Genomic DNA, 1,377 nt, shown 5'->3' with positions numbered 1-1,377 from the left:
AACTAAAAACCGTAGCATCATAAGAAACATGCGCATGATCATAAATATGAGCATCAGCAAGAATGCGGGCACTACCATTCACATGAGCATTACCATAAATATTGCCATAAACATGAGCATTGCCATAGACAAAAGCATGGTCATAAACTTTAGCATATTGAGAGATAAAAGCTTTTCCATAGACCTCAGCATTGCCATAAACTTGACCACAGACTTGAGAAAAATGGCGTATTTTTGCATTGTCATACACTCTTGCATGACCATAGACACAAGCCTCATCATACACCCAGCAATTACCATCATGGGATAGGTTAACTTCCTTTTCAATAAAGCCGCCTAAAGACCCCGCCTGTACATCATCAAAATCTTTTAAAGCTTTAATGCGATAAAGGTTTATAATATTTCGAGTAAGAGCATGTTTGATTTTTTTGATTTCACTGGTTAATTCGTATTTTTTGCACATAGAGATACCCTCACAATTTAATGTGATAAACATTTGATAAAATTTGGAATGGGAAAATTTGAAAGAGGGGCGCCCCCGCCGCGCCCGCGCGTCTTTACGCAGCGTTATTTTCAATAATCTTTACAACGGTATCGTTTTCATAAATTTCACAATCTTCAGGAATTCCATATGCATAATAAAAGTTTTGTTTGACATATGAATAACCATCTCTTTTTAACCTTGCATTGCCATGTATCAAACCTCTAATGGTGTGATAACCAGTCACTTTTGCATTCCCATAAACAGAACCATAGACCTTAACATACCCACCCACGCTAGCATTGCCATAAACCTTGCCATAAATTTTTGAAGAGCTACTTACAACAGCATGATCATAAACCTCAGCCTTGCTATAAATGCGTGCACTTCCTGTTAATTTTGCATTCCCATAAACCCTTGCATATTGATAAACCCACACCTTATCAGAAAGATGCGCATTATCATAAACATGAGCTCCAAAATACACGCGGGTTTTATCATATACATGCGCATTGCCATAAACAAAACCACCAATGGCAGCATTGCCATATACCCTTGCATTTTCATAAACGTGACCATTTTTAAACACAAGAGCCTCATCATACACCCAGCAATTGCCATCATGAGAAAGGTTATCTTCCTTTTCAATAAAGCCCCCTAAAGTACCTGCTTTAACATCAGCAAAGTCTTTTAATGCTTTAATGCGATAAAGGGTATGATTATTAATTACACGCGTTTCATTTGTGAGTGCAAACTTCTTTTGCATGAGCACAATTCCTTTATAGAGATTTAAATTTTTAAATGAGATGTTTAAAGGATGGCGCCCCCGCCGCGCCCGCGCGTGTCATTTACGCAGCATCACTTTCATATTCGCTGTTATCATCATCGTCATAATA

At 37.8% G+C, this 1,377-nt stretch carries 1 protein-coding gene and 1 pseudogene; both read right to left on the bottom strand.

The genetic code is table 11. The features are described 5' to 3' along the window. A pseudogene (locus ACFINR_RS09300) lies at positions 1-463 on the bottom strand (hypothetical protein); the annotation flags it as partial. A 94-nt stretch (positions 464-557) separates the two neighbouring features. Next, positions 558-1,247 (bottom strand): hypothetical protein, encoded by a 690-nt coding sequence (locus ACFINR_RS09295; protein WP_375654227.1) that lies wholly within the window; start codon positions 1,245-1,247, stop codon positions 558-560. Positions 1,248-1,377 lie beyond the last annotated feature (130 nt).

This window comes from Bartonella sp. AP19HLJMH (assembly GCF_042196245.1).
Lineage (GTDB): Bacteria > Pseudomonadota > Alphaproteobacteria > Rhizobiales > Rhizobiaceae > Bartonella.
Note: the sequence above shows the minus strand (reverse complement) of the source record. Positions and strands in the feature narration are given on the sequence as shown.

Excerpts from the sequence above, each read along its gene's own strand:
- ACFINR_RS09295 (WP_375654227.1), bottom strand. The coding sequence starts at position 1,247 with ATGCAAAAGAAGTTTGCACTCACAAATGAAACGCGTGTAATTAATAAT.